Raw genomic sequence first — 21,517 nt, 5'->3', positions numbered from 1 at the left:
GGGCTCTCGGCGTGATGGTGCTGCTGGGTGCCGGCTGCGGCATCCCGGCGACATCCGACGTGCGGGTGGACGGCAAGGGCGGTGCCGCGACCGAGGCCGGTGTGATCAGCCGGGGCAGCGAGCCGCCGACGCGGACGGCCAGCGGCAGCGTCAACGAGGCGTTCGTCCGCAACTTCCTGTCCGCCGCCGCCGGCGAGCCGGATCGGGCGTACGAGCGGGTCAAGGCGTTCATCGCCCCGGAGGACAAGATCCGCCTACAGGACAAGAAGGGCAGCGAGGTCGCGCTGAACGTGGTCCGGCTGCGCGAGGCGGTCTACACCCTCAACAGCGACTCGACCACCACCGTGAAGATCGCCGTGCAGCAGATCGGTGTGCTGCGGGCCAACGGCACCCTGGCCCCGCCGGTGGCGACCGAGACGGAGTACGAGTTCGGCCTGCGCAGCGCGTCGTTCAACGGCGGCGCCAACGACGACCGGGCCGGCCTGTACGTCATCAACCCGCCCAACGTGCTGCTGCTCAGCGACACCGCCCTTCGACAGTATTACCAGGACGAGACGATCTACTTCTGGAGTTCGGACCGCACGCGTCTGGTGCCCGACCAGCGCTACCGACCGCAGACGGTGCCGGTCGAGCGGCGGGTCAACGAGGTGGTGAAATGGCTGGTCGGTGGCCCCTCCGACTGGCTGCGCCCCGGAGTCGTCGGGCTGCCGGACCGCACCGAGCTGATCAACAACGCCACCGGCGGGAACGGTCGGTGGGAGGTCAACCTGGACATGTCCGGTGACGACCAGAACGGCATCCAACAGTTGATCACGCAGATCGCCTGGTCGTTGGGCGACCTCACCGGTCAGCTGGAGTTGAAGATCCGCAACAACGCGCAGCCCGTGGTGGACCTGAGCGAGCGACGAAACTCCCAGGAGCTCTATCCCCAGGCCGCCAGCCCGCAGCGGTTCGGCCTGTACGACGGCGCGATCCACCCACTCGACTTCGAAGGCGAACCCAGCGGCACGGTGCCGTTGACGCCCGAGATCAACCGCAACGTCGTCTCGGCCAGCCTCGGGCTGGCCAAGGACCAGCGGGTCCTCGCCGCGATGGTGGTCACCGGCAGCAGCAAGAACCGGTACCGACTCGCCGTGGGCACGGGCGCCAACCCGGTCTCCGTTCTGGGCCGCAGCGGCACCGAGTACTCCTCGATGAGCCGGCCGGTCTGGCTGCGTACGGTCGACTCCCGCCCGGGCAGCGGCCTGGTGGTAGCCGACGGGCAGCTCTACCGGTTCGACGAGCTGGCCCGGATGTATCCGGTGCCACTCAACCTGCCCTCCACCGAGGCCACTGCGGTGGCCGCCGCGTTGGACGGCCAGCGGGTCGCGCTGATCGCCGGCGGCCGTCTCTACGTCGCCGCGGTCAACCTCGACAACGGCGGGGTCTCCATCGGCCCGCCCCGAGAGTTGGTCACCTCGCTGACCAACCCCACGGCGGTCGACTGGGGCAGGGAGGATCAGCTGGTGGTGGCGGGGTCGGTCGGCCAGCCGGCGATCTACGAGATCAGTGTCGACGGCGCCCTGGAGACGCCGCTGCGGACCGACCTCGGTGCCAAGGTCAACCACCTGACCGCGTACCCGACCAACCCCAGCGTGCGGGTGCCCAGCGGGGCCTACATGTACGAGGCGAACGGGGTGGCCTACCGCAGCAGCCCGTTCGAACGGATCGAGCCCAGCCGGGTACGCGACATCGCCCCGGTGCCGGCCGGCGTGCGGCCGAGCAACCCGTCGGCGCCGTTCTTCCTCTACTGATCAGGTGAGCGGGCTCTGGGCGGACCTCGCCGATCTGGTGCTGCCCGCCGATTGCGCCGGTTGTCGGGAGCGCCGACCCGGCCTGCGGCACGGGGTCTGCCCAGCCTGTGTCACCGCGCTGGGCGACCTGCGGCCACGGGTGGTCCGTCCGACCCCCGCCCCGCCGGGCCTGCCGTCCTGCGTCGCACTCGGCCCGTACGAGGGTCCGCTGCGTGAGGCGCTGCTGGCGTACAAGGAACACGGCCGGCACGGGCTGGCCCGCCCGCTCGGCGCCCTGCTCGCCGAGGTCGTCGCGGCGGCCGTCGGCGGGGCTCGTCCGCTGGCGTTGGTTCCGGTCCCGGACACCGCCGCGGCGGCCCGGTCCCGTTACGGGGACCACCTCGACCGGCTGGCCCGGCACTGCGCGGCGAGGCTCAACCGGGGCGGTTGGGCGGTGCGGGTGCGCCGTCCGCTGCGGGCGTTGCCCCGGCCCGACTCGGTCACCCTGGACAGCGCCGGCCGGGCGGCGGCGGCCGAGGCGGCCTTCCAGCCCCGCTCGACCGGACCGGTCCGGGGTGGTGGCGCGGGAGCGGCGCCCGTCGTGGTGCTGCTCGACGACATCGTCACCACCGGTGTGACCCTCGCCGCCGCGAGCAGGGTGCTGACCGCGACGGGATGGGCACCGAGTGTCGCCGCGGTACTCGCGGCGACCGAGAAAAGACAACAGTCGTAACCGATCGTGTTTCCGTTTCACCCGATGGTGTATGAGCTACGAAAAATCTGGGCCGTCTCGGCAACACGGGGTGACTGTTGAGGGAACAGGAGTTAGCGTTTCGCTGTCGGGGGTAGGAGGTCGTTCCAACCGCCCCTGGCGGTGAGAGGAGGCGTAGCCGTACCAACCGGTCGACGCCAGCGGGTCTCCCCACGGCGCGCGGCCGGGTAACCGGATCGAAGACCGTCCGAACAAGGGAGGTCACGTGGACATCGTGGTCAAGGGTCGAAACGTCGAAGTGCCGGACCATTACCGGGTACACGTAGCCGAGAAACTCGCGAAGATCGAACGCTACGACCACAAACTTATTCGCGTCGATGTCGAGCTGTTTCACGAGCGCAATCCGCGCCAGGCCGACCACTGCCAGCGGGTGGAGATCACCTGCGTTTCCCGGGGCCCGGTAATCCGGGCCGAGGCCTGCACGAACGACTTCTACAGCGCGCTCGACGCGGCCATCGCGAAGCTCGACACCCGGCTGCGCCGCGCGGCCGACCGCCGCCGCGTACACCGGGGTCGGCACGCGCCGATCTCCGTCGCCGAGGCCACCGCGGGCCTGCCGGTCGCGGACCTGGTGTCCCCCGCGCTGAGCGCGCCTAGTGACGGCGCCCGCGCCGGCACCGCGGTCGCGGAGCGGGTCGAAGAGGAGCACGACGACCAGCCGTGGCACATCGCCCGGGAGAAGGTGCACCCGGCGGAGCCGATGACCATCGACGACGCGCTGTTCGAGATGGAACTCGTCGGCCACGACTTCTACCTGTTCCAGGACAAGGAGTCCGGCCGCCCCAGCGTCGTCTACCGGCGCCACGCGTACGACTACGGCATCATCTCCCTCGCCACCTGACCGCCAGCCGATCCGCGTCGATCATGGAGTTGTGGTGGGGGACGCCCACCACAACTCCATGATCTGTCAGCGGAGGTCGGCGGGGAGCAACGCGAAGGTCAGGTCGTCCAGACGGGCGCCGGCCAGTCCGGGCAGTCGGCCTCGCTGAACGGCCTCGCGTCGAAAACCGACCCGCTCCAGCACCCGGTGCGACGCGGTGTTGTCCGGCACCGTGCCCGCCGACAGCCGGGCGATACCGGCCGGGCCGAACGCCCAGTCCGCGAGCAACCGGACCGCCCGCGTCGCGTACCCCCGGCCGCGCCAGTCGGGCAGCAACGCGTAGCCCACCGACGCCTCGCCGGCGGCCACATCGGTGTACGACACGCCGCAACTGCCCACGGGCTCTCCGCTGGCCACCTCCGTGATCAGCAGCCGGGCGATCTCGCCGGTCAGCCACCCGCTCTGCGCGAGACGACAACGCCGTTCCATCGCCTCACGCGTCGGCGGCACCGGCGGCGCCTGGTTCGCCACCACCTCGGGTCGGCTGTGCAGCCGGTACATCAGCGCCGCGTCGTCCGGCCCGAGCGGGCGCAGCGCCACCACCTGGTCGGTGAGCACCCCGCCGGGCAGGTCGGGCAGGAGCCGGGCGGTCGGGCCGGGCGGATCGCCGGCCACGCGTACCCAGGCCAGCAGGTCGTGCCGGCCCGCGTCGCGGGTCACACCGGCCGACCGACGTGTTCCCTCGTAGCGGAACCCGGCGGCCAACGCGACCCGCTGGCTCGGGCCGTTCTCCGGGTAGGTCAGCAACTCCAGGCGGGCCGTCCCGGTGGCGAACGCGTGCTCGCTCAACGCTCTGGTGGCCGCCGAGGCCACGCCTCGACCCCGCGCCGCCGGCCGCAACCAGTAGCCGATCATGGCCTCGCCCCGGGCGGGCGCCGAGTTGTTCAGTCCCACCGCGCCGAGCAACCGGTCCGTGGCGGGGTCCGCGATGGCGTACGCCGCGCCGCCGCCGGTCCAGACCGCCGGGGCGCCGACGTCGATCCACCAGCGGGCGTCGATCTCGGTGTACGGCGCTGGCAGGCCCGCCATGAACCGTTGGCTGACCGGGTCGGCCAGGCCGTCGACCACGTCGGCGGTGTCCTCGACGCGGAACGGCCGCAGCCGCACCCCGTACGCCTCGACGACCTCCGGCCGGCTCACCGCAGATCCCCGGCGAGAAGCGCACCGACCCACACGTCCACCCGCTCGCCCCGGTGCTGCACACCGCCCCGGGCGGTCCCCTCGACCAGGAAACCCGCCTTCTCCGCCGCTCGGCGGGAGGCGGTGTTGCCCACGTTCGCCTTCCACTCGATCCGAGCCAGGCCCAACGTGCTGAAGCCCCAGGCGCTGAGCGCGACCAACGCGGCGGGCAGATAGCCCCGCCCCCGGGCCGCCGGTGCGGTCATGAAGCCGACGTCGGCCACCAGCGCGTCGGCGGGGGAGAGCCGCAGGTCGAGCGAGCCCACGTACCGGTCGTCCGGGTCGGCGATCACGAAGCAGGCGGCATCCCCCCGAGCCCAGGCGTCCCGGCTGTGGGCCTGGTAGCCCTGCGCGTCCGCCCGCTCGTACGGGTCCGGCACGGTCGTCCACCGGATGGTCTCCGGGTCCCGGCAGGTCTGCACCACGCCGTCCAGGTCCTGCTCCTCCATGGGCCGCAGGCGCAGCTCGCCGGCCCCGGTGGTGGCGAACAGAACGGGCTGCGGACGGCCGAAGACGGCGGCCCGGCGGGCGGCGACGGTGCCCGGCGCGGCCGGACCGGTCGACCCGGCGGCGGGCACCTCGCCGGGCAGCAGCGAGCCGATCCAGCCGTCCGCGCTGCCGTACAGGGCCGGGTCGGCCAGCCGCAACCGGCCGTCGACCCGGAAACCGGCCCGGAGGGCCACCAACCGGGAGGCGTGGTTGCCCACCTCGGCCTGCCAGAGGAGCCGACGAAGCTTGAGGGTGTCGAAGGACCAGCGGGCCACCGCCCGGGTGGCCCGGACCGTCACGCCCCGACCACGCGCCCACGGCGCCGTCCAGTAGCCGATCTCGCCGGTGCCGTTGTCGATGGAGACCAAGCCGTTCGCGCCCAACAGGTCCCCGGTGCCCGGGTCACACACCGCGAACGGTGCCCCGGTGCCCTCGGCCCAGGCCTTCCGGCTCATCTCGGTGACAAATCCGAGCGCGTGTTCCGGCCGGTATGGGCGCGGTACGGTGGTCCAGCGCTGGATGTCCGGGTCCTGGCAGGCTCGGTGTACGGCCTCGGCATCCGCTTCTCGCCAGGGCCGCAGCAGCACGCCATCCTCGATGATCTCTACGGGCTCCACTCGTGCATCCTGCCGTAGCGTTCGCCGACGGCGTAACCGGATAACGTTTGGGGCGCGCGCAGGACGCGAGTTATGTCGGGTTCTGCGGGGTCGAGCACCGCCACCAGTGACCATCGCGCCGATGGAGCGCCTACGATGGTTCGAGACTGTCTAGGGGAGCGTTGATCCGTGTCGATTCTGGAAAAGGTCCTTAACGCGGGCGAGGGCCGCATGGTGCGCCGGCTCAAGGCCATCGCCGCCGCCGTCAGCTCGATCGAGGACGACTACGTCAACCTCACCGACGAGGAACTGGCCGGCATGACCGAACAGTTCCGGGAGCGGCTCGACGAGGGTGAGACCCTCGATGACCTGCTGCCGGAGGCGTTCGCGGTGGCCCGCGAGGCGGCCGCCAGGGTGCTCGGCCAGCGCCCGTACGACGTCCAGGTTATGGGCGGCGCGGCGCTGCACTTCGGCAACATCGCCGAGATGAAGACCGGTGAGGGTAAGACGCTGACCTCGGTCATGGCCGTCTACCTCAACGCGCTCTCCGGCAAGGGCGTCCACGTGATCACGGTCAACGACTACCTCGCCCAGCGTGACGCGGCGTGGATGGGCCGGGTGCACGAGTTCCTCGGGCTGACCGTCGGCGTGGTGCTGCCCAACCGGCCGGCCGCAGAGCACAAGGCCGCCTACGAGTGCGACATCACCTACGGCACCAACAACGAGTTCGGCTTCGACTACCTGCGCGACAACATGGCCTGGTCGAAGGACGAGCTCGTGCAGCGCGGGCACAACTTCGCGGTGGTCGACGAGGTCGACTCCATCCTGATCGACGAGGCCCGTACCCCGCTGATCATCTCCGGTCCGGCCGAGCACTCCGCCCGCTGGTACGGCGAGTTCGCCGGCGTGGTGGCCCGACTCCAGGCCGGCACCGACGGTGAGGGCGACTACGAGGTCGACCACTCCAAGCGCACCATCGCGGTGACCGAGCGGGGCGTCGCCAAGGTCGAGGACCGGCTCGGCATCGACAACCTGTACGAGTCGGTGAACACCCCACTGGTCGGCTACCTCAACAACGCCATCAAGGCCAAGGAGCTCTACAAGCGCGACAAGGACTACATCGTCAGCGACGGTGAGGTCCTGATCGTCGACGAGTTCACCGGTCGCATCCTGCACGGTCGTCGCTACAACGAGGGCATGCACCAGGCGATCGAGGCCAAGGAGGGGGTGGAGATCAAGCAGGAGAACCAGACCCTGGCCACCATCACCCTCCAGAACTACTTCCGCCTCTACGAGAAGCTGTCCGGGATGACCGGTACGGCGCAGACCGAGGCGAGCGAGTTCAACAAGGTCTACAAGGTCGGCGTCGTGACCATTCCGACCCACCGCCCGATGGTTCGCGAGGACCGGCCGGACGTCATCTACAAGACGGAGAAGGCCAAGTTCAACGCCGTCATCGAGGACATCGCCGAGCGGCACCAGCTGGGCCAGCCGGTGCTGGTGGGCACCGTCTCGGTGGAAAACTCCGAGATCCTCTCCCAGCTGCTGCGCCGCCGCGGCATCCCACACAACGTGTTGAACGCCAAGTTCCACGCGCGGGAGGCCGAGATCGTCGCCCAGGCGGGGCGTAAGGGCGCGGTCACCGTGGCGACCAACATGGCCGGCCGTGGCACCGACATCCTGCTCGGCGGCAACGCCGAGTTCCTCGCCGCGAACGAGCTGCGCCAGCGCGGCCTCGACCCGCTGGAAAACGAGGAAGAGTACGCCAAGGCGATGGAGGAGGTCCTTCCCAACTGGAAGCAGGCCTGCGACGCCGAGGCGGACGAGGTCTCCGCCGCCGGCGGCCTCTACGTGCTGGGCACCGAGCGGCACGAGTCCCGGCGGATCGACAACCAGCTGCGCGGTCGCGCCGGCCGGCAGGGCGACCCGGGCGAGTCCCGTTTCTACCTGTCCCTCCAGGACGAGCTGATGCGGCGCTTCCGGGCCGGAGCGGTCGAGGCGGTGATGGAGCGCTTCAACATCCCGGAGGACGTGCCCATCGAGTCGAAGATGGTCACCCGGCAGATCAAGAGCGCCCAGGCCCAGATCGAGGGCCAGAACGCCGAGATCCGCAAGAACGTGCTCAAGTACGACGAGGTGCTGAACAAGCAGCGCCAGGTCGTCTACGCCGAGCGGCTCCGGGTGCTCAACGGTGAAGACCTTTCCGACCAGGTCCGCAACATGATCGACGACACCGTCGAGGCGTACGTGCGCGGCGCCACCTCCGACGGCTACGGCGAAGACTGGGACCTTGAGCAGCTCTGGTCCAGCCTCAAGCAGCTCTACCCGGTCGGTGTGACGATCGAGGAGTTGGAGGAGGAGGCCGGCGGCTCCCGGGCCGGCATGGACGCCGACTTCCTGGTGGCCCGCCTCAAGGAGGACGCCAACGCCGCGTACGACCGGCGTGAGGAGCAGCTCGGCACCGAGGGGGTGCGCCAACTCGAGCGGATGGTGCTGCTCCAGGTCATCGACCGCAAGTGGCGCGAGCACCTCTACGAGATGGACTACCTCCAGGAGGGCATCAACCTCCGGGCGTACGCCCAGCGCGACCCGGTGGTGGAATACCAGCGCGAGGGCTTCGACATGTTCGCCACCATGATGGACGGCATCAAGGAGGAGACCGTTGGTTTCCTCTACAACATCGACGTCCAGGTGACCGAACCGGAGCCGGAGGCGGGGGCCGACGAGGTCGCGCTGCTCGACAAGCCGGTGGAGATTCGGGCCAAGGGTCTCAACCAGGCGCCGCGGCGGCAGGGCCTGCAATACTCCGCGCCCACCATCGACGGTGAGTCCAGCCCGGGTGCGGTCGCCGTGGAGCAGGCCGAGCAGCAGGCTCCGGCGCTCGGTGTGGGTCGACCGGCTCCGGGTGCCCCGGCGGCACCGGGGCAGACCGCGCCGTCAGCTCCGCAGCGGCCGGCATCGGGCCTGCGTGGTCCGGCTGTTCCGTCGGCCGCCGCCCGTCGGCCGGCCCCGAACCAGGCGGAGGCGAGCAACGGCCCGTCGCGCAACGCGCCGTGCCCGTGTGGCTCGGGCCGCAAGTACAAGCGCTGCCACGGCGCCCCCAACGGGGGCAACTGACCAACAGCGTCTGACCAACAGCGTCTGCACCGACAGCGTCTGACCGACGGGCCCCGGCCGACCAGGCCGGGGCCCGTCGGCGTCTTCCAGCCCCGCCTGCCCGACAGAACGCCCATCCCGGGCGTCTCCTGGGTCACGTGGCGGCCGCGTCCATGATCAACTCGCCTTCAAGAAAAGCGCGGCATCACCGACGGCCGGATCGTCCGATTTCCTGAAACGCGAGTGGATCACCCGGCCCGGCGGGTGTGGTCAGAGCACATGTAGGGCGGTGCAGAGCCAGCGGCCCCGGCGATGCTCAAGTCGCAGGGCCATCGCCCAACTTCGGCCGCCCGCGCCGGTGAGGACCGCTGCCGCCTCCACCGCGCCCTCCCGGGGCTCGCAGACTCGTAGGCGTAGCAGCCGGACCAGTGGCCGGCCGGTGCGACGGCGGGCTGTCCCGGCCCGGCCGATTGCGCGGGCGAGTTCGGTCAGCAGGTCGCCCGCTCGGGCCGGGTCGAGCAGCGCTCGCACCTGGGCCGGCGAACGGTAGCCGTTGACCACCTCCAGGCAGGTGCCGACGAAGCGATGCGCGGCTCGCGTGGTTTCCGGGGTGGTCGCCGGCGGCAACGACGTGGCCGGGTGGGTGGTGGACCGGTTGGGCACCGGGCGCAGGGCGGCTCGCCGCTCTGGCGGCCGGACCGGGTTGGGTCGGGTGGAGGCGAACAGGTCAAGGGCGAGCTGACCGTCGGTCGGTGCCGGCCAGTACGACCCGTCGGTCTCGTCAACATACGGCGGGTCGAAGGGCGGGACGGGGCGCAGCCGTATGGGCGGGCGGGAAGGACCGGGTCGCGCTCCGCTCATGATGGCCCCTTTGATCTTGCGTTTACCTACGTTTGCCTCCGACAGGCTCGATTCTGAGCGACAGAACGGTCTCGGTCAATGGCTTGTGGCGGCCTCCGTCCGATAAAGCACATGATCCACTCGCGTTCCTTGATGTCGCGGCATCCCACCAGCCCCGATACCGCGACTTCCACAAAACCGAGTGGATCACGCCCCCGGGCGGGCCAGGCGGGCGAGGCGCCCGCGGGCGGGACGAGCGGAACGAGCGGGCCGGGCGGGACCAGCGGGACGAGCGGGCCGAGGCCGAACAGGCCGAGCGGGTAGGTCAGACGGCGTCAAGCAGGTAGGTGGGGCAGGGCGGGCGAGTCTGGGCTGGGTAGCCGGGTGGGGGGCCGGCCTTGCTACTCGGGGTCGCGGTCGACAAGCGGGTTGCTCTGCACCCAATCAGCCGTCTCGTCGTATTTGCGCGCGATGTACTCCTCCAGGCGGGCGCGCTCGACGCGCCACTGGCCCCGCCCACCGATCTTGATCGCCGGCAGTTCGCCGCTGCGCACCATGTGGTAGACCTGCGAGTCCGACACGTTGAGCTCAGCGGCCACGTCGGAGAGCAGCAGGAACCTCGGCTCCACAGGAACTCCCGGGGTTGATGTCGTTTGGCTCAGTTTGCCACCGACAGCCCCGACCGCCCAGCACCGGACCGGGTCGGTGGCAGGGCAACCATGGAGGACACACCGGCGGGGAACTTCCTCCGGTCGGAGGCGGGGTGTATGACGGTCACGGCGGTGCGGCATGATCTGCGCCCGTGCCGGCGGCCGCCGGTGGAGGACGACGCGGGGAGACGACCGGTGACCGACGAGCTTGTCCGGGTGTACGTGCCGGCGACCGTACCGATGCTGGCCCGGCTGCGTGAGGAGGGCCTGGCCGCCGACCAGGCGCACGCCGTGACCCCGGCGCTTCGCGAGTGGTACGCCGAAGGCGACGAGGAGGAGTTGGAGTACGTCGCGTTCATCCGGGCTGCCCAGGACGCCCTGCACCTGCTCCGGGCCGATCCGACTGCTCCCCGCCGACGCGTCGTCGTCTCGGTCGACCTGCCGTCGGGAGCGCTCGGGCGCGGTGACGGTGAGCTGGGCTCGAGCACGGTGACGTTGACCGGCACGGTGCCGATGGGTGCCGTCGCGGCCATCCACGTGGACGGTGCGGACGCGGTCGAGGAGGTCGGTGCGGCGGCCGACGTGGTGGCCGAGGCGGCCGCTGGTGACCCCGACGCCCAATTCACCGTCGACGGCGCCGAAGACCACGAGCTGGAGTGGTACGACGTGACGGAGCTGGACCAGCTGCTCCGCGCGGCCGACTGAGCCGGATACCAGCCCGGCAGCGGGACAGCGGGCGGACCCGCCTGACCCGGACACCGGCCCAGGCAGCCGGACGTCGGCCAGGCAGCCGTACACCGGCCCAGGCAGCTGGACACCGGCCCAGGCAGCTGGACACCGGGCCAGGCAGCTGGACACCGGCCCAGGTCCGGCGTCAGCGGGCAGGGTCCGCCTTCGCAGGGTCAACCTTCGCCGGCTCCGCGTTCGCCGAGTCCGCGTCGAACGTCTCGGCCGCGTCGACCGTCTCGGCCGTGTCGACCGTCTCGGCCGGGTCCGGGTCGAACGCCTTGGCGTAGCCCGGCTTGTCGTCCTTCGGATCGACGAGCTGGGCCGCGACCGGGCTCGGGCCGTCGGCCGGGTCGTCGTCGTCGCTGTGGGCCGGGCTGAGTGTGCGGCCGAACGCGATGAGCGCGGTCAGCGCCCCCACGAAGAGCACCCAGATGCCGTTGTCGACCCGCGAGGTGCCCAGCGAGGTCTGCGCCACCGCGTCCGCCTCACTGAGCGCGCTCGCGAGGTCGAGCAGCGACCGGCCACCGATTCGGATGATCACCTCGGCGAGCAGCAGGAGGAGCCCCGGCCCGGCGCCGGCGAGCAGGTACGCCGGCCAGCGCAGTGCGGGGGCCTCGGGGTCGCGGCGGACGGCTCGACGCCGTGCCCAGGTCAGGTAGCCGAAGGCCAGTAGCCCGGCCAGAATCCCGGCGACGAGCGATTCGGTGCGGGACACCCACTTGGCCGCGTTGATCAACGATTCCTGGCTGTCGCCGCCGCCGAAGAGGTCGAACAGCGGGTCCCGGGCGCGGCTGAACGCCACCACGAAGATCAGTGTGCCCAGCGCGGCGGTGACCACCGCACCGATCGCCGGGGCGGTCCGCGCGCCGGCCAGCGCGCCCCCGATGATCGCCGCGGCCGCCGTGGTGCCGGCGATCACGTTGGTGGTGGACGTGTCGAAGTAGGTGAGGTTGATGGCCACCGCGGCAGCGAGCCCGACCAGCATTCCGCCGCCGATCGCCCCCGCGAAGCGCAGCGTGGCCCAGTCGCCGTACCGGCGGGCCAGCAGGTTGCCACCGGCCAACGCGACGGCCGCCCCGGCCACCAGCGCGGCCGAGATCACACCGGGCAGGGCGAACGCGGAGAGGCTGATCGCGGTGACCCCGGCGGCCGCCGAGGTGATGGCCTCCCGAGTGGACCAGAGCATGGCGGCCAGCCAACCGAGCGCCAGCAGCGCGAGCACTGCGGCGCCGGGGGCGGGCAGCGGCCGACTGCCGGTGCTGGACGCGTCTACCGCCGGCTCGTCCGACTCAGCGGCCGGGACGCGGCCGGGCTGCTTGACCGCGGGGACGCGGCCGGGCTGCTTGGTCATCGTCTCCCCTTCGAGGCGGCAGGTCACCGACCATTCAGGGTACGCGGGCCCGCTGGGCTGCCTGTCGCCCCGGGACGGCGGGACGGATCGAGGGCGGTCGGTAAGGGGAGGAGGGGTGGGGCGGTCCTTGGCGCAGGGCCGGTGGCCGAGGTGGGTCGTGCGGCCCGTCGTGGGAGAATCACGGGAGGTCCCGCCGCTGCTCGGCCTCCCGTGCGGCGTCCGGTGTCCGGCCGTCCGGTCGGTGCCCGCGGGTCCGGTTTCGCCACTGCTGTCGAGATCGCCAGGAGCCTTGATGGATGCCGTGTTCTCCGTTCCCGAGCCGCGCAACGAGCCGGTTCGCAACTACGAGCCGGGCAGCCCCGACCGGGACCGGCTCCAGCGGCGGCTGACCGAGCTCGCCGCCGAGCGCATCGACCTGCCGATGACCATCGGCGGTGAGCAGCGGATGGCCGGCGGTGACCCGATCAATGTGGTGCAGCCGCACAAGCACGCCCACGTGCTGGGTGTGACCGCGCACGCCACCCACGACGACGCCCGTGCCGCGACCAAGGCGGCCAAGGACGCCGCGCCGATGTGGCGTGCGCTGCCCTTCGAGGAGCGCGCCGCGATCTTCCTGCGCGCCGCCGAGCTGCTCGCCGGTCCCTGGCGCGACACCCTCAACGCCGCCACCATGCTCGGCCAGTCGAAGACCGCCATCCAGGCGGAGATCGACGCGGCGTGCGAGTTCATCGACTTCCTGCGGTTCAACGTGCACTTCGCGCGTCGCCTGCTCGAGGAGCAGCCGGCGTCCTCGCCCGGCGTCTGGAACCGCTTCGACCACCGCCCGCTGGAGGGCTTCGTTTACGCGGTCACCCCGTTCAACTTCACCGCCATCGCCGGCAACCTGCCGTCGGCGCCGGCCCTGCTGGGCAACACGGTGGTCTGGAAGCCGGGCCCGACCCAGCAGTTCGCCGCGCACTTCACCATGCGGCTGTTCGAGGCCGCCGGCCTGCCGCCCGGCGTGATCAACATGGTCACCGGCCGGGGCGAGGAGGTCTCCGATGTCGTGCTCGCCGACCCGGACCTGGCCGGCATCCACTTCACCGGTTCGACCAAGGTCTTCCAGCAGTTGTGGCGGACCGTGGGCGACAACATCGCCCGTTACCGGGGCTACCCGCGCCTGGTCGGCGAGACCGGCGGCAAGGACTTCGTCGTCGCGCACACCAGCGCTGACGTGGACGCCCTGCACACCGCGCTGATCCGTGGCGCGTACGAGTACCAGGGCCAGAAGTGCTCGGCGGCCTCGCGGGCGTACGTGCCGCGCTCGATCTGGGAGGGCGGGCTGCGGGACCGGCTGGCCGCCACGACCGACTCGCTCACCTACGGCGACGTGGCCGACTTCGGCAACTTCGGTGGCGCGGTGATCGACGACAAGGCGTTTTCCCGGCACACCGCCGCGCTGGAGCTGATCGGCGGGGACGACACCTGCCGGGTGCTGGCCGGTGGCACCGCCGACGACTCGGTCGGGTATTTCGTCCGGCCGACGCTCTTCGAGTGCGGCGATGCCGCCCACGAGACCTTCACCACCGAGTACTTCGGGCCGATCCTGGGCGTGCACGTGTTCGACGACGCCCGCTTCGACGAGGTGGTCGCGCAGGCGGAGTCGATCGCCCCGTACGCGCTGACCGGCTCCGTGTTCGCCACCGACCGTCGGGTCGTCGAGTCGGTCGGCGAGCGCATGCGGTACGCGGCCGGCAACTTCTACATCAACGACAAGCCGACCGGCGCGGTGGTCGGGCAGCAGCCCTTCGGTGGCGCCCGCGCCAGCGGCACCAACGACAAGGCCGGCTCCTGGCTCAACCTGGTCCGCTGGATCTCGCCGCGGACGATCAAGGAGACCTTCGTGCCGCCGACCGACCACACGTACCCCCACATGGGCTGACCGGCGACGACCCGCCGGCGGCGCGCGTGGCGCCGCCGGCGGGCGCCCGGAATGTCGCAATCCATCGATAGTCCTCAACGGACAGTCTGTCGCCGACAGTGCACTTAGGAAGTCCTGTTGGGTGGCAAACTGGCAAATCCTGGACGCCGCGTGCGCAAAGTGGCAGCGTAGTGGGCATGGCGGATTCCGGAGTCAACCCTACGGCGGCGGCCCTTCTCGGCCTCCTCCATGAGGGCCCGATGACAGGCGGTCAGTTGATGGCCGCCGCTGAGCGCCGTCTGGCGCCGTACTGGTCGATGACCCGCAGTCAGGTGTACCGCGAGTTGCCGGTGCTGGCTGAGCGGGGTTTCGTGCGGCTCGGCAAGCCGGGTCCGCGGATGAGCCAGCCGTACGCGCTCACCGCCAGCGGAAAACGGACGTTCTCCCGCTGGCTCGCGGAGAACCCGGGGCGGGACACCATCCGCAACCCGATAGCGCTGCGGATGGCCTTCGGCAATCTGCACTCGGCCAGCCAGCTCAAGGGCCTGTACGCCTCGGCCAACGAATACCACACCGAGGCCCTCGCCCAGGTCCGCGAACAGGTGAAGAACGCCAAACGGGACGGCGAGACGTACGACGCCAGCGCGCTGGAGTTCGCCGTCGCCTACCACCGGGCGGCCCTGTCGTGGTTGAAGTCCGCCCCCGTCGGGTGACCTCCGGCCAGTTCGCGCATCCACAACGAGCTGCGCAGCCTGCGGCACAGTACGCTTGTCTGTCGTGACCGCTGCCGATTACGCCGAACAGCTCAAGGAACTCGACGCGACCCTGCGAAACATCGAGGCCGTCCTCAACATCGACCGTCTCCACGAGGACAAGGCCCGCCTTGAGCAGGAGGCCTCCGCCCCCGACCTCTGGGACGACCAGGCCAAGGCCCAGCAGGTGACCTCGCAGCTGTCGTACGTCAACGGCGAGATCAGCAAGCTGGGCAGCCTGCGTTCCGGCCTCGACGACGCCCAGGTGCTGCTGGAGCTGGCCGAGGCCGAGGCCGACCCGGGCGTGCTGACCGAGGTCGAATCGGAGATCACCGGGCTGACCAAGGCCATCCAGGAGATGGAGGTCCGCACCCTGCTCTCCGGTGAGTACGACTCCCGGGAGGCGCTGGTCGCCATCCGGGCCGGCGCGGGTGGCGTGGACGCCGCGGACTTCGCGGAGATGCTGCTGCGGATGTACCTGCGCTGGGCGGAGCGGCACGGCTACCCGACCGAGGTCTACGAGACCTCGTACGCCGAAGAGGCGGGCCTGAAGTCGGCCACCTTCGCGGTCAAGGTGCCGTACGCGTACGGCACGCTCAGCGTCGAGTCGGGCACCCACCGGCTGGTCCGGATCAGCCCGTTCGACAATCAGGGCCGTCGGCAGACCAGCTTCGCGGGTGTCGAGGTCCTGCCGGTCACCGAGCAGACCGACCACATCGACATCCCGGAGAACGAGGTACGCGTCGACGTCTACCGCTCCTCCGGCCCGGGTGGGCAGAGCGTCAACACCACCGACTCGGCGGTGCGGCTGACGCACATCCCGACCGGCATCGTGGTGACCTGCCAGAACGAGAAGTCCCAACTGCAGAACAAGGCCTCCGCGCTGCGGGTGCTCCAGGCTCGACTGTTGGAGCGCAAGCGCCAGGAGGAGCAGGCCAAGCTCGAAGGGCTCAAGGAGAACGCGGCGGGCTCGTGGGGCGACCAGATGCGCTCGTACGTCCTGCACCCGTATCAGATGGTGAAGGATCTCCGAACTGAGCAGGAGACCGGCAATCCGAGCGCGGTCTTCGATGGCGATTTGGACGGCTTCATCGAGGCGGGCATCCGTTGGCGCAAGCAGCGGCAGCTCTCCGGCGACGGTGCGTGACGGGGCGCGGGCGGAGCGCGTCATCGATCTCCAGGTAGAAGCCTGATTCGACGACTCGCGCCGGTTCGGCGGGGCGTGGGGCTTGGCTCAGTTGTTACACCGCGTAGACTCACCACCCGTGATTCAGCTTGAGCAAGTGACGAAGACGTACCCGAAGGCGTCCCGGCCTTCGCTCGACAACGTGTCCGTCTCGATCGAGAAGGGCGAGTTCGTCTTCTTCATCGGTCCATCCGGCTCCGGCAAGTCCACGATCATCAAGATGCTGCTGCACGAGGTGGCCCCCAACAAGGGGCGCGTCGTCGTCAACGGCAAGGACGTCACGTCGATGCGCTCCTGGAAGCGACCCCACTTCCGGCGCTCGATCGGCTGTGTCTTCCAGGACTTCCGGCTGCTGCCCAACCGCACCGCCTACGAGAACGTGGCGTTCGCCCTCGAGGTGATCGGCAAGACGAAGGCGGTTGCCCGCCGGGTCGTGCCGGAGGTGCTGGAGCTGGTCGGGCTCGGTGGCAAGGAGCACCGCTACCCGCACGAGCTCTCCGGTGGTGAGCAGCAGCGGGTCGCCGTCGCCCGGGCGTTCGTGAACCGTCCGCTGATCCTGCTGGCGGACGAGCCCACCGGAAACCTGGACCCGGACACCTCGATCGAGATCATGCGTCTGCTGGACCGGATCAATCGCACCGGCACGACCGTCGTGATGGTCACCCACGACTCCAACATCGTGAACCAGATGCGCCGCCGCGTCGTTGAGATTGAGAGCGGTCGCATCGTGCGTGACCAGGCCCGCGGCGTCTACGGGTGAGCCGGCGCTCCACCCCTGCGCAGCCTGACGACGAACACCTCATGCCGGAGACCCGGAGGAAATCCCGATGCGCGTGAAATACGTCCTGTCCGAGGTACTGGTCGGACTGTGGCGCAACGTGACCATGTCCATCGCGATGATCATCACGATGGCGGTCTCGCTGACCATGCTCGGCGCCAGCGGTCTCATGTACCGCCAGGTCGACGACATGAAGGACCTCTACTACAAGAACATCGAAGTCTCGATCTTCTTGACCCAGGAGGTGACCGAGCAGGAGCGCACCGACCTGCAGACCAAGCTCGACAGCGACCCCCTGGTCAAGGACGTCCTCTACGTCAACAAGGACGAGGCGTACAAGCGCTTCAAGGAGATGTACCAGGACGCGCCGGACCTGGTGAACGCGGTCAAGCCCGACCAACTGCCCGAGGCGTTCCGGCTCAAGCTGAACAACCCGGAGCAGTACAAGGACGTCTACGACCAGTACAAGGACACGGCGGGCGTCGAGGAGATCATCGACCAGAGTCGACTGCTCGACAAGATCTTCAACATTCTCACCTCGATCCAGAACATCGCCCTGGCCGCCGCCATCGTGATGGCGATCGCCGCCCTGCTGCTGGTCGCGAACACCATTCAGGTGGCCGCGTACAGCAAGCGGCGTGAGGTGGCGGTCATGAAGCTGGTCGGCGCGTCCAACTGGTTCATCCAGGCGCCGTTCGTGCTGGAGGCCGTGGTGGCTGGCCTGATCGGTTCACTGCTCGGTCTGGTGGCCCTGGTCGCGGCGAAGTATCTGCTCTTCGACGGCTCGTTGAGCGCGTTGCAGGGTCTGCTCTCGCCGATCACCTGGGGCGACATCCTGTTCATCTTCCCGTTGATGGCCGGCGTCGGTGGTCTGGTCAGCGCGGGCACCGCCTGGATCACCCTGCGTTTCTACCTGCGGGTCTAGGCACCGTACGGGTCGTCCCGTCGTCTCCCGGGGACCCTCCCGCGGCCGGAAATAAACGGCGCGGGAGGGTCCTTGTCAATGAGGCTTATTCGGGCGGCCCTGACGATGGCACGGCCTGCTCGGCGGCGAGAGCCCGAATAAGCCTCATTCGGGTAGCATGATCGGTTGTCCGGCCGGGGTGAACCCCGGCCACGGACCTGGGAGAGGGGGTGGCACCGATGCCACGGGAAAAGGGGCGCAAGGTGGTCGCCTCCAACAAGAAGGCGCGCCACGACTACGCCATCCTCGACACGTACGAGGCGGGCATGGCGCTGACCGGCACCGAGGTCAAGTCGTTGCGGGCCGGGCGAGCGTCGCTTGTCGACGCGTTCGCACAGGAACGTGACGGCGAGTTGTACCTGCACTCGATGCACATTCCGGAGTACACCCAGGGCACCTGGACCAACCATGAGCCCCGGCGTACCCGCAAGCTGTTGCTCAACCGGGTCGAGATCGACAAGCTCGTCGGCAAGACCCGCGAGGGCGGTTTCACGATCGTCCCGTTGCAGGTCTACTTCTCGGACGGCTGGGCCAAGGTCGAGATCGCCCTGGCCAAGGGTAAGAAGTCGTACGACAAGCGTCAGGACCTCGCCAAGCGCGACGCGGACCGGGAGATCGCCCGGGTGTCCGGTCGTCGTGGCAAGGGGATGGACGACTAGTTCGTCCCATTTGTCCGGGTCGGCGTGCCGGCCCGGGGCTCGGGATGAAAGCTGTTGCGCCAGGCGTTAGGCTTGTCAGTGCCGCCACATCGGCGGCCTGTCGAGGGGGTGACTGGTTTCGACTTCGTACGCAGCGACAGGGGAAGCGAGCCGAGGAAGCCGACGTCGTCTCGAGAATCGGTCGTCGGAACTTTATAAGCGCCAATAACCAACGCGCTGACTTCGCTCTCGCCGCCTGAGGCGAGTAGCTAAGTCTGTCGGTCTGGGAACGCCTTCGTCCCAGTAGCCGGCATCAGCTAGGAGGCTGGCCAATCGGACCCGGTCGCGGGGTCCGTGCGGCGAGATTAATCAGCGACTGGGCCCGTCACACCAACTTGCTCGCGTGAGCGGTGGGGCCGAGTAGAGGCACAGCGAGCTGCGCTCGGAGAAGCCCTGACAAACCGGCGAAGGACCCGGGTTCGATTCCCGGCACCTCCACCACCTCGAACGAAGCGCCCCGGCCCACCAGCCGGGGCGCTTCGTTGTTCACGGGCGGCGACGCGACTCGCCTACGCTGCCCCCTGTGACCAACCAGGAGCTGCGCCTGTCGGTCGGCGCGTCGCCCGGCCAGCGCGTCACGGCGGTGGTGGCCGGCGTCCTCCTCGCGGCCGTCGGCGCGGCGTTCGTGGCGCTGCCCCTCGTCGCCGACGGGCTGCTGCGTCGGCTGACCGGTCCGGGTGACGCGTTCGCCTCCTACGAGGAGGCTCGCGACCTGCCACCGGGGCTGCTGCCGCCCGGGCTCCGCGACTCCGCCGACCCGAACCAGTCCGGTCCCAGCCCGTTCATCGGCCTGTGCGGCCTGCCCTTCGTCCTGCTCGGCCTCTACCTCGTGCTGCGGGTGCTCCGCACGGCCGCCTGGCTGGACGGCAGCCGGGCGCGGGTACGCGGTGCGCTGCGCACCCGCACCGTCGACCTCGCCACCGCCCGGATCGAGTCCGGCGCGGTGTCGTACCGCGAGGCGGACGACGACGGCCCGGCCGGCGGACCGCAGCCGCGGGCCATCCTCGCCACCGACCCGGGGAGTACCCGGGGGGCCACCATCCCGCTGCGCGGCATGGGGCTGCCCACCCTGCCACCGTCGGAGCTGCGGGCGCTGGCCGAGGCGATCGCGACCGGTCGACCGGCCGACGGGCGGGACGGCGACGCGCACGCCGTGGCCGACCAGCTGCGCCGCCTGGCGGAGCTCCGGTCGACCGACTGAGCCGGCGTACCTTCCAGGGGGTCTGTGCGGCGCCCAGGGCCGTACCAGTGCGGCTGGTGGGGTCAGTGGGTCCAACGGGGCAGATGAGGCGAACCAGGGCCCTGGACAGGGCGCGCGGGGCAGCCGCACCATCGCGGTATGGGGTAACAGCGCCGCGCGGGAGGTGCCATGGTCGCCGGTCCGGTCCAGCAGCCGTCACTCGTCGCCCGACCGCGCGTCGCGCATCCGGCAGGGCTCCCCGCCGACCCACATACCAACGGTCTACCCGGCGAGCCGCGCCCGGCCGGCCTCGCCGGCGACGTGCACGCCCTCGGCCGGGCCGTCGCGGCGGCCAGCACCGAGCCGCGCTGGCGCGAAGACGTTCTCCTTCGGCTTGGTCCGGTGCGCAAGGGCTTCGCCGAGCACGTCCGGGCCACCGAGGGCCCCACCGGCCTCTACCGGGAGTTGCTCACCCAGTCGCCGCGACTGGACCACGGCGTGCGGCTGCTGACCCGGGAACACACGGCGATCGTCGCCGCGATCCTGGCGGTCCAGCAGATCGCCGAGCGGCCCGAGGCGCACCCCGACGAGCTGCGGCATCGGGCCGGGCACCTGCTGCGGAGGTTGGCCCGGCATCGGCGGCGCGGCGCCGACCTGCTCTGGGAGGCGTACCAGACGGATCTGGGTGGCGAGACCTGAGCCCAGGTCGGGAACCGGCCGGTCGACGGACGCGTCGAACCGTACATGCGTCGATCCGGCCTGCTGCTCGTACTCCCGTTGCTGCTCGCGGCGGGCTGCGCCGCGACCGACGCCGGTCCGGCCGGCGGCCCGCGCAGCCCCACCCGCGGCGCGGAGGCGTTCGACCAGCGGGCCGGTCAGGTCGCCGAGGCGTGGCGGCCCGGGCCCGAGTGGCGCACGGGCTACGTACCGTTGGAGGGGCCGACCCTGCTCACCGGCGACCCGGGCTTCACTCCCGAGACCGAGGCGGCCTTCCGGGCCGGGTGGTACCGCGAGCAGGTCGGGATACCGCCCACCCGGGTCGGCGGCGAGATCCAATTCCCGGACGGTCGGCTGAGGCTGCCGTTGGTCAGCGCCGCGGAGGCGTACCAGCAGCTCGACCAGGGTGACCCGCTGCCCTGCCCGGGGCGGCCGAAGCGGCCCGGCCGGCCCACCCCCGGCGGCCCCACCGTCGAACCGGGACCGGACGGGTGGGCCACGAGCAGCACGCAGACCGCCTGTCTCCCGCTCACCGTCACCGCTGTCACGTTCGGTGCCGTGCCGGTCCGGACGAGCCGGGGTGTGGCGCAGGTTCCGGCCTGGCTGTTCACCACCAAGGAGTTGGCCACCCCGGTGGTCCGGCTCGCCGTCGCGCCGACGGCGGTCACCCCCGTCCCGGAGCCCACCGCGCCGGCCCGGCCGCTACCGGACGGGTTGGTGGCGGCCCAGAACCTGGCAGCCGTCGACGGCGCCCGGCTGACCGTGCGGCTCGGCGTCGGTGCGTGCGACACCGGGATCACGCCGTTGGTGTGGGAACGGCCGGACGTCGTGGTGGTCGGTGGAAGCGTCACCCGGGCCACCGGCGAATGCATCGACCTGCTGAAGCTGGAGCCGGTCACCGTCACCCTCGCGGCGCCGCTGGGCACCCGGCCGGTGCTGGACGTCTTCACCGGTGCCCCGCTGTCGATCGCACCGCGCTGACCGGAGC

18 protein-coding genes, 1 other RNA gene and 1 pseudogene are annotated in these 21,517 nt (G+C 70.6%); 15 read left to right on the top strand and 5 right to left on the bottom strand.

All coding sequences use genetic code 11. The annotated features are described in order from the left end of the window. Positions 1-14 precede the first annotated feature (14 nt). From ACIBD9_RS09045 to hpf, 3 genes are all read left to right on the top strand, one after another. The gene (locus ACIBD9_RS09045; RefSeq protein WP_396716187.1) at positions 15-1,793 is read left to right on the top strand and encodes an LpqB family beta-propeller domain-containing protein; all 1,779 of its coding nucleotides are present in this window, start codon (positions 15-17) and stop codon (positions 1,791-1,793) included. 4 nt (positions 1,794-1,797) lie between these two features. Next, complete coding sequence (locus ACIBD9_RS09040) at positions 1,798-2,505, top strand: ComF family protein (protein WP_396715945.1); 708 nt, start codon at positions 1,798-1,800, stop codon at positions 2,503-2,505. Positions 2,506-2,749: 244 nt separating this feature from the next. Beyond that, positions 2,750-3,385: a ribosome hibernation-promoting factor, HPF/YfiA family gene (gene hpf / locus ACIBD9_RS09035; protein WP_238660544.1), complete on the top strand. Its 636-nt coding sequence runs from the start codon at positions 2,750-2,752 to the stop codon at positions 3,383-3,385. Between the two features lie 66 nt (positions 3,386-3,451). Here the strand turns inward: hpf and ACIBD9_RS09030 are convergent, their stop codons facing one another. Next, entirely contained in the window at positions 3,452-4,564 is a 1,113-nt protein-coding gene (locus ACIBD9_RS09030) for a GNAT family N-acetyltransferase (RefSeq protein ID WP_396715943.1), read from the bottom strand. Next, positions 4,561-5,709 (bottom strand): GNAT family N-acetyltransferase, encoded by a 1,149-nt coding sequence (locus tag ACIBD9_RS09025; RefSeq protein ID WP_396715941.1) that lies wholly within the window; start codon positions 5,707-5,709, stop codon positions 4,561-4,563. Before ACIBD9_RS09025 ends, ACIBD9_RS09030 begins: the two co-directional genes overlap by 4 nt. A gap of 168 nt (positions 5,710-5,877) precedes the next feature. Here ACIBD9_RS09025 and secA point away from each other — a divergent pair, with 168 nt between their 5' ends. Beyond that, positions 5,878-8,805 carry a preprotein translocase subunit SecA gene (secA, locus tag ACIBD9_RS09020; protein WP_396715939.1) on the top strand — a complete coding sequence of 976 codons (2,928 nt, stop codon included), beginning with the start codon at positions 5,878-5,880 and terminating at the stop codon, positions 8,803-8,805. Positions 8,806-9,054: 249 nt separating this feature from the next. Here secA and ACIBD9_RS09015 read toward each other — a convergent pair whose 3' ends face one another. Continuing rightward, positions 9,055-9,645, bottom strand: coding sequence for an Rv3235 family protein (locus ACIBD9_RS09015; protein WP_396715937.1), 591 nt, complete (start codon positions 9,643-9,645; stop codon positions 9,055-9,057). A 380-nt stretch (positions 9,646-10,025) separates the two neighbouring features. After that, positions 10,026-10,253 carry a helix-turn-helix domain-containing protein gene (locus ACIBD9_RS09010; protein ID WP_030490852.1) on the bottom strand — a complete coding sequence of 76 codons (228 nt, stop codon included), beginning with the start codon at positions 10,251-10,253 and terminating at the stop codon, positions 10,026-10,028. A gap of 216 nt (positions 10,254-10,469) precedes the next feature. Here ACIBD9_RS09010 and ACIBD9_RS09005 point away from each other — a divergent pair, with 216 nt between their 5' ends. Beyond that, a complete protein-coding gene (locus tag ACIBD9_RS09005) occupies positions 10,470-10,979 on the top strand; it encodes a DUF6912 family protein (RefSeq protein WP_396715934.1) in 510 nt (169 codons plus the stop codon). Positions 10,980-11,343: 364 nt separating this feature from the next. On the opposite strand, the pseudogene ACIBD9_RS09000 reads toward ACIBD9_RS09005, so the two are convergent. Next, a pseudogene (locus ACIBD9_RS09000) lies at positions 11,344-12,354 on the bottom strand (hypothetical protein); the annotation flags it as partial. Positions 12,355-12,646: 292 nt separating this feature from the next. Between ACIBD9_RS09000 and pruA the strand changes: the two are divergent. From pruA to ACIBD9_RS08950, 10 genes are all read left to right on the top strand, one after another. Further along, positions 12,647-14,275, top strand: coding sequence for an L-glutamate gamma-semialdehyde dehydrogenase (gene pruA, locus ACIBD9_RS08995; RefSeq protein ID WP_396715932.1), 1,629 nt, complete (start codon positions 12,647-12,649; stop codon positions 14,273-14,275). Between the two features lie 176 nt (positions 14,276-14,451). Beyond that, the gene (locus ACIBD9_RS08990; protein WP_091393967.1) at positions 14,452-14,967 is read left to right on the top strand and encodes a PadR family transcriptional regulator; all 516 of its coding nucleotides are present in this window, start codon (positions 14,452-14,454) and stop codon (positions 14,965-14,967) included. Between the two features lie 64 nt (positions 14,968-15,031). Next, positions 15,032-16,153, top strand: coding sequence for a peptide chain release factor 2 (gene prfB, locus ACIBD9_RS08985; protein WP_396715930.1), 1,122 nt, complete (start codon positions 15,032-15,034; stop codon positions 16,151-16,153). A gap of 118 nt (positions 16,154-16,271) precedes the next feature. Further along, complete coding sequence (gene ftsE / locus ACIBD9_RS08980) at positions 16,272-16,952, top strand: cell division ATP-binding protein FtsE (RefSeq protein ID WP_030331491.1); 681 nt, start codon at positions 16,272-16,274, stop codon at positions 16,950-16,952. Positions 16,953-17,019: 67 nt separating this feature from the next. Beyond that, positions 17,020-17,895 carry a permease-like cell division protein FtsX gene (gene ftsX / locus ACIBD9_RS08975; protein WP_334497951.1) on the top strand — a complete coding sequence of 292 codons (876 nt, stop codon included), beginning with the start codon at positions 17,020-17,022 and terminating at the stop codon, positions 17,893-17,895. Positions 17,896-18,113: 218 nt separating this feature from the next. Beyond that, positions 18,114-18,593 (top strand): SsrA-binding protein SmpB, encoded by a 480-nt coding sequence (gene smpB / locus ACIBD9_RS08970; protein ID WP_387167238.1) that lies wholly within the window; start codon positions 18,114-18,116, stop codon positions 18,591-18,593. A gap of 104 nt (positions 18,594-18,697) precedes the next feature. After that, positions 18,698-19,073: a transfer-messenger RNA gene (gene ssrA / locus ACIBD9_RS08965) on the top strand. Positions 19,074-19,155: 82 nt separating this feature from the next. Further along, entirely contained in the window at positions 19,156-19,833 is a 678-nt protein-coding gene (locus tag ACIBD9_RS08960) for a hypothetical protein (RefSeq protein WP_396715928.1), read from the top strand. A 168-nt stretch (positions 19,834-20,001) separates the two neighbouring features. Then, on the top strand, positions 20,002-20,511 hold the full coding sequence (locus ACIBD9_RS08955; RefSeq protein ID WP_396715926.1) for a hypothetical protein: 510 nt from the start codon (positions 20,002-20,004) through the stop codon (positions 20,509-20,511). Positions 20,512-20,556: 45 nt separating this feature from the next. Then, positions 20,557-21,510 carry a hypothetical protein gene (locus ACIBD9_RS08950; RefSeq protein ID WP_396715924.1) on the top strand — a complete coding sequence of 318 codons (954 nt, stop codon included), beginning with the start codon at positions 20,557-20,559 and terminating at the stop codon, positions 21,508-21,510. Positions 21,511-21,517: the final 7 nt, after the last annotated feature.

Source organism: Micromonospora sp. NPDC050784 (assembly GCF_044456765.1).
Taxonomy (GTDB): Bacteria; Actinomycetota; Actinomycetes; order Mycobacteriales; family Micromonosporaceae; genus Micromonospora; species Micromonospora foliorum.
The sequence above is the reverse complement of the archived record's forward strand: the minus strand, read 5'-3'. Positions and strand labels throughout refer to the sequence as shown.